Below are 8,142 nucleotides of genomic sequence, written 5' to 3' on the forward strand. Positions count from 1 at the left end.
CGGGCCCGGCGGCCTGGCGGCCTTCGTCGCCAAGATCGATCGATGGATGGCCGGCACGGTCTGGACCACCCAGTGCAGCAACTACTTTCGCGCCCCCAACGGACGCGTGGTCACCCAGTGGCCGCGCAGCGCACGCACCTTCTGGGGCATGACGCGCAGGTTCAGGCCGGCGCACTTCCGCTTCACTGCGCCCGCGTCGGCAGCGGCCGAGGCGGTCACCGCCGCGGAGCGTGGTGTGCGGTGACAGAGCTGGACGGCGCCGATCGGCTGGACCCGGCATTGCGTGACGTCGCTACGACGAGAACCGAGTTTTCGCAGGCGGCAATACAACTCATCCGCGAACCGTTCAACGAACGCCGCCGGCTGAGTGCCGAGCAGACCGATGCGCACGGAGTCCGCATCGTCGAGGACCGGGTGCCCACGGAATCTGGCGGTGTCAACGTGCGCATCTATCGCGGCGGGCCGCAGGACCGGGCGCCGGGCGTGGTGTATTGCCACGCCGGCGGTTTCGCGCTGGGCAACCTGGACACCGATCACCTTCAGTGCGTTGAGCTTGCGCGACGCGGCCGCTGCACGGTGGTCTCGGTGGACTATCGGCTCGCGCCCGAACACCCATTCCCCGCGGGCCTCGATGACGCGAGCGCCGTGCTGCGGTGGGTGGCCGCGAATGCGGGAGATCTGGGAATGGATCCGGGACGCCTGGCCGTCGCGGGCAGCAGCGCCGGCGGCGCCCTGGCCGCATGTCTGGCGCAGGGGGCCGCCGATGGGGCGCTGCCGCCGGTGGCGTTCCAGTTGCTGCACCAACCCGTGCTCGACGATCGGGTCACCGCGTCGAAGGCGGAGTTCCGCACCAGTCCGGCATTCGACGGCGAGGCCGCCGAACTGATGTGGCGCCACTACCTGGGACCAGCCGGCCCGTCGGAGAATGCGGTGCCCGCGCGACGGGACGACATGGCCGGGCTGCCACCGGCTTTGATCACCTGCGCCGAGATCGACCCGTTCCGCGACGAGGCGATCGACTACGCACTGCAGTTACTGCGCGCGCGGGTCTCGGCCGAACTGCACGTTTTCGCGCGCGCCTGCCACGGGTTCGATTCGCTGCTGCCCGATTGGGTGGGCTCGCAACGATTGTTCGCGCTGCAGGGCGACGCCTTAGCGAGCGCGTTGCACAATGACTAGCGGTCGAACCTGATCAGTTGTCGCACGGCGGTACCGTCGGCCAGGTTGTCCATCGCCTCGTTGATGTTCTCCAACGGAATCGTTGACGACACAAGCGATTCCACCGGCAACCGGCCCGACCGCCACAGCTCGACAAACCGGGGAATATCCCGGCTGGGCACCGCCGAACCCAGGTAACTGCCGATCAACGAACGGCCCTCGGCCACAAAACCCAACGGGGACAAGCTGATTCGTGCGGTCGGCGGCGGCAGACCCACGGTGATGGTGCGCCCGCCGGGGGCCGTCATGCCGATCGAGGTCTCCAGCGCGGCCGGATGACCGACGGCCTCGACCACCACCGCGGCCTTCACCCCGGCATCGGCGGCTTGCTGCGGCGTGTAGGTGTCGTGCGCCCCCAGGGCGCGGGCGGCGGCCAGCTTCTCCGGTAACCGATCGACCGCGACGACGTGGACGTCGTCGTAGGTCAACGCGGTGAGCAGCGCTGCCATCCCCACACCCCCCAGCCCGACCACCGCGACCGTTTGACCTGGCCGCGGATGACCCGCGTTGAGCACCGCGCCACCACCGGTGAGCACCGCGCAACCCAGCAGCGCGGCGACGTCGGCCGGCACTTCGCCGGGCACCGCGACGGCGCTGGCCCGATTGACGACCGCGTGCGTCGCGAAACCTGAGACACCGAGATGGTGATACACCGGGTGCCCGGCGCGGCTGAGCCGAATGTCGCCGCCGAGCAGGGTGCCGGCGCCGTTCGCCGCGCTGCCGGGCTCACACGGCGTCAGGCCCTCGGTTGCGCACGCCACGCAATGACCGCAGCGTGGCAGGAAAACCAGCACCACCCGCTGGCCGACGGACAGGTCGTCGACGCCGTCGCCGACTCGCTCGACGATCCCGGCGGCCTCGTGGCCCAGGAGCATCGGCACCGGCCGCACCCGGTTGCCGTCGACCACCGACAGGTCGGAGTGGCAGATGCCGGCAGCCTCGACGCGGACCAGCAGCTCGTCGCGGCCCGGGGGCGCGAGGTCGAGTTCGGCGACGGTGATCGGCCGCGACTGCGCGTAGGGCCGGGGTGACCCGATGTGCTCCAGTATCGCGCCCCGAATTCCAGACATGTAGGAATACAACCATGGCGTCGGCTTCCCTAGTTCCGCCCGCACCGGACGGTCTGACCAGCAACGACTTTCCGGTGCTGTGGCCGGTGGGAACCCGGTGGGCCGACAACGACATGTTCGGCCACCTCAACAACGCGGTGTACTACCAGCTGTTCGACACCGCGATCAACGCCTGGATCAACACCACCACCGGGTTGGACCCGATCACCACGCCAGCACTGGGGATCGTCGCCGAATCAGGCTGCCGCTACTTCTCCGAACTGCAGTTCCCGCAGAACCTCGCGGTGGGTCTTGCCGTCACGCGGCTGGGCCGCAGCAGCGTCACCTATCGGCTGGGGATGTTTCGGGCCGCCGCGAACGAGCCCGGCGAAGACAACGCGCAACCCATCACCGCGCTGGGGCACTGGGTGCACGTTTACGTCGACCGGGTCACCCGCAGATCCGTCCCGATCCCCGACGCGGTCCGCGCGCTGCTCGCGACTGCCACCGTCGACCAATAACCGCCCGGCATCAGGGCTTTCGCCGTCACTTAGCCCTCGCCGGCGCCGCAAGGTGGGCGCCGCGGCCCCGGCTATGCTTCGCGCATGCCAGTCATGAGCAAGACCGTCGAGGTGGACGCCGACGCCGCGTTGATCATGAAAATCGTCGGCGACTTCGAGGCCTACCCGCAGTGGAACGAGGAGATCAAGGGCCTCTGGGTGCTTGCCCGCTACGACGACGGGCGCCCCAGCCAGCTGCGGCTCGACACCGATTACCAGGGCATGCAGAGCATGTTCATCCAGGCCGTGTACTACCCCGGGGAGAACCAGATCCAGACCGTCCTGCAGCAGGGCGACCTCTTCACCAAGCAGGAGCAGTTGTTCAGCGTGGTGTCGATGGGGGCGTCGAGCCTGCTGACGGTGGACCTGGACGTCGAAACGTCGATGCCGGTGCCGGCACCGATGGTGAAGCAACTCCTCAACAATGTGCTCGACCATCTGGCCGAAAGCCTGAAGCAGCGCGCCGAGCAACTGGCGGCGAGCTAGTCGAAGATCCCCGTGCGGTCGCGCATCTCGGCCAGGCGGGTCGCGGCGTCGGTGAACTGCCACACGGTGTGCTCGATCACCGCGGCGGTGTCGTGCCGGCGCAGCGCGGCGATCAACTTACGGTGGTTGTCGACGGCGGCCTGTCCCCAATGCGGGTCGGCGGCATACGCCAGCACCGGCATATAACGCGCGGCGTTGAGCAGGAACCAGGCCAGTTTGATGCGCCCACTCGCCTGGTTGAAGACTCGGTGGAACGCGAACTCGATGCCCGCGATGGTCTCGGCATCGCCGGACCCGACGGCCGCGGCCAGCGAGTCGTTGATCCGGTCCAGCTCATCGATCTCGGCCCCGGTGATGTGGTCCGTGGCCGCGGCCGCCAGCTCGCGCGCGATCGACGCCTGCAACCAGAAGATGTCCTCGATGTCCTGCCGGGTCAGGGGCAGCACGACGTGGCCGCGGTGCGGTTCGAGCTGCACCATGCCCTCGCCACGCAACTTCAGCAGGGCTTCACGCACCGGGGTGACGCTGACTCCGAGCTCGGCGGCGGTCTCGTCGAGGCGGATGAACGTCCCCGGGCGCAGCGTGCCGGACATGATCGCAGCCCGCAGATGGCCTGCCACCGCGTCGGACAATTGCGCCCGGCGCAGCGGCCGCCGACTCCTCGGCTGCATTGACATCGGTGCGTTCACGGGACTGCCAGGGCTTTCGTGGGCTTGGCCGGACGGGGTTGAAGTTTTGACGGGTGTTAACGCGGACTTGTCAGTAGACCGTCAACGCCATAGTGTGACCCACACAACACCAAGTTTTATCAAATATCAACCTGGCGCAAGCGGTGCGCGAGTGAAGGGGAGTGCTTAGTTTGACCGCGCAATTGGCGAACCATCCGACGCAGGCGGACGAGCAGCCGTACCTGGCCCGGCGGCAGAACTGGGTGAACCAGCTGGAACGCCACGCGCTGATGCAGCCGAACGCGACGGCGCTGCGGTTCCTGGGCAAGAGCGTGACGTGGGGCGACCTGCGCACCCGGGTGGCGGCGCTCGCCGATGCGTTGAGCCGCCGCGGGGTCGGCTTCGGTGACCGGGTCATGATCCTGATGCTCAACCGCACCGAGTTCGTCGAGTCGGTGCTGGCTGCCAACATGCTCGGCGCCATCGCGGTCCCGCTGAATTTCCGGCTTACGCCGGCCGAAATCGCGTTCCTGGTACAGGACTGCGAAGCGCGCGTGATCATCACCGAACCCGTGCTGGCCTCGGTAGCCGCCGGCGTTCGCGACATCGAGTCGTTGCTGAGCACCATCGTGGTGGCCGGCGCTCCGACCGACGACAGCGTGCTGGGTTACGAGGACCTGATCAACGAGTCCGGACAAGAGCACAGGCCCGTCGACATCCCGAACGATTCGCCGGCGCTGATCATGTACACCTCGGGCACGACCGGGCGGCCCAAGGGCGCCGTGCTGACCCACGCCAACCTGACCGGCCAGACGATGACCGGTCTGTACACGAATGGAGCCGACATCAACAGCGACGTCGGGTTCATCGGTGTGCCCTTCTTCCACATCGCCGGCATCGGCAGCATGCTGACCGGGGTGCTGCTCGGCATCCCGACGGTGATCTACCCGCTCGGCGCGTTCGAGCCCGGGCAGCTGCTCGACGTGCTCGCCGCGGAGAAGGTCACCGGCATCTTCCTGGTGCCCGCCCAGTGGCAGGCGGTCTGCGCCGAACAGCAGGCCCGCCCCCGCGATTTGAAGTTGCGGGTGATGTCGTGGGGCGCCGCGCCGGCTCCCGACGCGCTGCTGCGGGAGATGTCGGAGACGTTTCCCGGCGCTCAGATACTGGCCGCGTTCGGCCAGACGGAGATGTCGCCCGTCACGTGCATGTTGTTGGGCGAGGACGCCATTCGTAAACGCGGCTCGGTCGGCAAGGTGATCCCCACCGTGGCAGCTCGCGTCGTCGACGAAAACATGAACGACGTGCCGATCGGTGAAGTCGGCGAAATCGTCTACCGCGCACCAACTTTGATGAGCGGCTACTGGAACAATCCGGAGGCCACGGCGGAAGCGTTCGCCGGCGGCTGGTTTCACTCCGGGGACCTCGTCCGCATGGACGAGGAAGGCTACGTCTGGGTCGTCGACCGCAAGAAGGACATGATCATCTCCGGTGGCGAGAACATCTACTGCGCCGAGGTGGAGAACGTCCTCGCCAGCCACCCCGCCATCGTCGAAGTCGCCGTGATCGGCCGGGCCCACGAAAAGTGGGGTGAGGTGCCCATCGCGGTGGCCGCTGTCACGGACGACAATTTGCGGCTCGATCAGCTCGACGAATTTCTGACCGAGCGGCTGGCGCGATACAAGCACCCCAAGGCACTCGAGATCGTCGATGCCCTGCCGCGCAACCCGGCCGGGAAGGTGCTCAAAACTGAACTGCGGGTGCGATACGGAGTGGGACAAATCGGCTAAATCCATTCTCGGGCAAGAGGTTCTAGGAGTAGAGAGGAAAGTTGACGGGAGCTGTAACGTTTGCCAGCTGTTGGCGAAGGGTTAATTGTGCGGATGCGGTTCACACGTGCTTGGCCATCGGGTACATTCCTGTGGTCTCCGTTACTACTTGCCAGTAGGGAGCCGATGGTCACAGGCATCAAGCCGGGGCGAGTTGGGGACGACCCCAGCTACATAGCGGTGAGGGGGCGAGGCGTGCTACACGATCCGCCGCGACGCCAGGGAGCGCGCGGTGACGGCCGGAGGGGGGAGCGGTGACTTCAACGTCGACAAATCGGCAAGGCCCCTACCTGGTCAGCTACGTGCGCGACCAAGCGCGGACACCCTTGACGCTCGTCGGGGGATTCTTCCGGATGTGCGTCTTGACCGGGAAAGCGCTGTTCCGTCGGCCGTTCCAGGTGCGCGAATTCATCCTGCAGTGCTGGTTCATCATGCGGGTCGCATTCCTGCCGACCGTCTTCGTCTCGATCCCCTTGACCGTGCTGCTGATCTTCACGCTCAACGTGCTGCTCGCTCAGTTCGGAGCCGCTGACCTGTCCGGTGCCGGCGCGGCAATCGGCGCCGTCACCCAGCTCGGCCCGCTGACCACGGTGCTGGTGGTCGCGGGTGCCGGCTCGACGGCGATATGCGCGGACCTCGGTGCTCGCACCATCCGCGAGGAGATCGACGCGATGGAGGTGCTCGGCATCGACCCGATCCACCGCCTGGTGGTGCCCCGGGTACTCGCCGCGACCCTGGTCGCTACGTTGCTCAACGGCCTGGTGATCACGGTCGGCCTGGTCGGTGGCTACCTGTTCGGCGTCTACCTGCAGAACGTGTCCGGCGGTGCGTACCTGGCCACCCTGACCACCATCACCGGCCTGCCCGAGGTCGTCATCGCGACGGTCAAAGCCGCCGTGTTCGGCCTCATCGCCGGCCTGGTCGGCTGCTATCGCGGCCTGACCGTCAGCGGCGGCTCCAAGGGCCTGGGCACAGCGGTCAACGAGACAGTCGTGCTCTGCGTCGTCGCGCTCTACGCCGTGAACGTGGTGCTCACGACGATCGGCGTGCGGTTCGGGACGGGGCACTGACATGTCGACTTCCGCCGTCCTTCGCTCCCGCTTCCCGCGGGCGGCAGAGAACCTCAACCGCTACGGCCTCGCCGCGGCCCGCGGCCTCGACGACATCGGTCAGATGGCGTGGTTCGGCGCGACCGCGGTCGGCAGCATTCCGCACGCGCTGCGCAACTACCGCAAAGAGACCCTGCGGCTCATCGCCCAGATCGGCATGGGCACCGGAGCGATGGCGGTCATCGGTGGCACCGTCGCCATCGTCGGCTTCGTCACGCTGTCCGGTAGCTCGCTGGTCGCCATCCAGGGCTTCGCCTCGCTCGGCAACATCGGCGTCGAGGCGTTCACCGGGTTCTTCGCCGCGCTGATCAACGTGCGCATCGCCGCGCCCGTCGTCACCGGCATCGCCATGGCCGCCACGGTCGGTGCCGGCGCGACGGCGGAGCTCGGCGCCATGCGCATCAGCGAGGAGGTCGACGCCCTGGAAGTGATGGGCATCAAGTCGATTTCGTTCCTGGCGTCCACCCGCATCATGGCCGGATTGGTCGTGATCATCCCGATCTATTCCATGGCGATCATCATGACGTTCCTGTCCCCTCAGATCACCACGACGGTGATCTACGGGCAGTCGAACGGCACCTACGAGCACTACTTCAGGACGTTCCTGCGGCCCGAGGACGTGTTCTGGTCGTTCGTAGAAGCGATCATCATCACCGCGGTCGTGATGATCACCCACTGCTTCTACGGCTACAACGCCGGCGGTGGTCCGGTCGGTGTGGGTGAGGCCGTCGGTCGATCAATGCGCTTCTCCTTGGTGTCGGTACAGGTTGTCGTCTTGTCCGCCGCGTTGGCGCTGTATGGCGTCAACCCGAACTTCGCACTCACGGTGTAACCGCCATGGCCCGACCGATTCAGACCAATTCACCGCGGACTCCGCCGTACAAGCTGGCCGGCGTGGCGCTCCTGGTCGTCTTCGCGCTGGCGCTGGCCCTTGTGTATGGCCAGTTCCGAGGTTCCTTCACCCCCAAGACGCAGCTGACGATGTTGGCGTCGCGGGCCGGGTTGGTGATGGATCCGGGTTCGAAGGTGACTTACAACGGGGTGGAGATCGGCCGGGTGGGGTCGATTTCGGAGACGGTGCATGACGGCAAGCCGGCGGCGAAGTTCGCCCTCGAGGTGTATCCGCGGTATTTGAAGCTGATCCCGTCGAATGTCAATGCCGATATCAAGGCGACGACGGTGTTCGGCGGCAAGTATGTGTCGTTGACGACGCCGGCCAACCCGTC

General features: G+C 66.9%; 9 protein-coding genes and 1 pseudogene. 8 read left to right on the top strand and 2 right to left on the bottom strand.

Annotated elements, in window-relative coordinates; genetic code table 11:
* Positions 1-4: 4 nt before the first annotated feature.
* Positions 5-244 (top strand): annotated as a pseudogene (locus AC5Y4H_RS11575) (NAD(P)/FAD-dependent oxidoreductase); the annotation flags it as partial.
* A complete protein-coding gene (locus AC5Y4H_RS11580) occupies positions 241-1,179 on the top strand; it encodes an alpha/beta hydrolase (protein WP_499981584.1) in 939 nt (312 codons plus the stop codon). The pseudogene AC5Y4H_RS11575 and the gene AC5Y4H_RS11580, both read left to right, overlap by 4 nt.
* Here AC5Y4H_RS11580 and AC5Y4H_RS11585 read toward each other — a convergent pair.
* On the bottom strand, positions 1,176-2,288 hold the full coding sequence (locus AC5Y4H_RS11585) for an alcohol dehydrogenase catalytic domain-containing protein (protein ID WP_499981586.1): 1,113 nt from the start codon (positions 2,286-2,288) through the stop codon (positions 1,176-1,178). The two genes, AC5Y4H_RS11580 and AC5Y4H_RS11585, sit on opposite strands and share 4 nt — an antisense overlap.
* A 14-nt stretch (positions 2,289-2,302) precedes the next feature.
* On the opposite strand from AC5Y4H_RS11585, the gene AC5Y4H_RS11590 reads away from it, so the two are divergent.
* Both AC5Y4H_RS11590 and AC5Y4H_RS11595 read left to right on the top strand, forming a co-directional pair.
* The gene (locus AC5Y4H_RS11590; protein ID WP_499981589.1) at positions 2,303-2,788 is read left to right on the top strand and encodes an acyl-CoA thioesterase; all 486 of its coding nucleotides are present in this window, start codon (positions 2,303-2,305) and stop codon (positions 2,786-2,788) included.
* 84 nt (positions 2,789-2,872) lie between these two features.
* Positions 2,873-3,313 (top strand): SRPBCC family protein, encoded by a 441-nt coding sequence (locus AC5Y4H_RS11595; protein WP_066861577.1) that lies wholly within the window; start codon positions 2,873-2,875, stop codon positions 3,311-3,313.
* Here the strand turns inward: AC5Y4H_RS11595 and AC5Y4H_RS11600 are convergent.
* Positions 3,310-3,990 carry a GntR family transcriptional regulator gene (locus AC5Y4H_RS11600; RefSeq protein ID WP_499981592.1) on the bottom strand — a complete coding sequence of 227 codons (681 nt, stop codon included), beginning with the start codon at positions 3,988-3,990 and terminating at the stop codon, positions 3,310-3,312. The two genes, AC5Y4H_RS11595 and AC5Y4H_RS11600, sit on opposite strands and share 4 nt — an antisense overlap.
* Positions 3,991-4,172: 182 nt before the next feature.
* Here AC5Y4H_RS11600 and fadD5 point away from each other — a divergent pair, with 182 nt between their 5' ends.
* The 4 genes from fadD5 to AC5Y4H_RS11620 form a co-directional block, all read left to right on the top strand.
* Positions 4,173-5,768, top strand: a complete 1,596-nt coding sequence (fadD5, locus tag AC5Y4H_RS11605) for a fatty-acid--CoA ligase FadD5 (protein WP_499981594.1) — start codon at positions 4,173-4,175, stop codon at positions 5,766-5,768.
* A 293-nt stretch (positions 5,769-6,061) separates the two neighbouring features.
* Entirely contained in the window at positions 6,062-6,877 is an 816-nt protein-coding gene (locus AC5Y4H_RS11610; RefSeq protein ID WP_499981596.1) for an MlaE family ABC transporter permease, read from the top strand.
* A gap of 1 nt (position 6,878) precedes the next feature.
* The gene (locus AC5Y4H_RS11615; RefSeq protein WP_499981598.1) at positions 6,879-7,748 is read left to right on the top strand and encodes an MlaE family ABC transporter permease; all 870 of its coding nucleotides are present in this window, start codon (positions 6,879-6,881) and stop codon (positions 7,746-7,748) included.
* Positions 7,749-7,753: 5 nt separating this feature from the next.
* On the top strand, positions 7,754-8,142 hold a 389-nt coding region (locus tag AC5Y4H_RS11620), incomplete at its 3' end, for an MlaD family protein (protein WP_499981600.1).

The sequence above is a fragment of the Mycobacterium sp. NGS58 genome, from assembly GCF_059812385.1.

Coding starts and splice junctions, on each gene's coding strand:
- AC5Y4H_RS11585 (WP_499981586.1), bottom strand. CDS start 2,288: ATGTCTGGAATTCGGGGCGCGATACTGGAGCACATCGGGTCACCCCGG.
- AC5Y4H_RS11590 (WP_499981589.1), top strand. CDS start 2,303: ATGGCGTCGGCTTCCCTAGTTCCGCCCGCACCGGACGGTCTGACCAGC.
- AC5Y4H_RS11595 (WP_066861577.1), top strand. CDS start 2,873: ATGCCAGTCATGAGCAAGACCGTCGAGGTGGACGCCGACGCCGCGTTG.
- AC5Y4H_RS11600 (WP_499981592.1), bottom strand. CDS start 3,990: ATGTCAATGCAGCCGAGGAGTCGGCGGCCGCTGCGCCGGGCGCAATTG.
- AC5Y4H_RS11615 (WP_499981598.1), top strand. CDS start 6,879: ATGTCGACTTCCGCCGTCCTTCGCTCCCGCTTCCCGCGGGCGGCAGAG.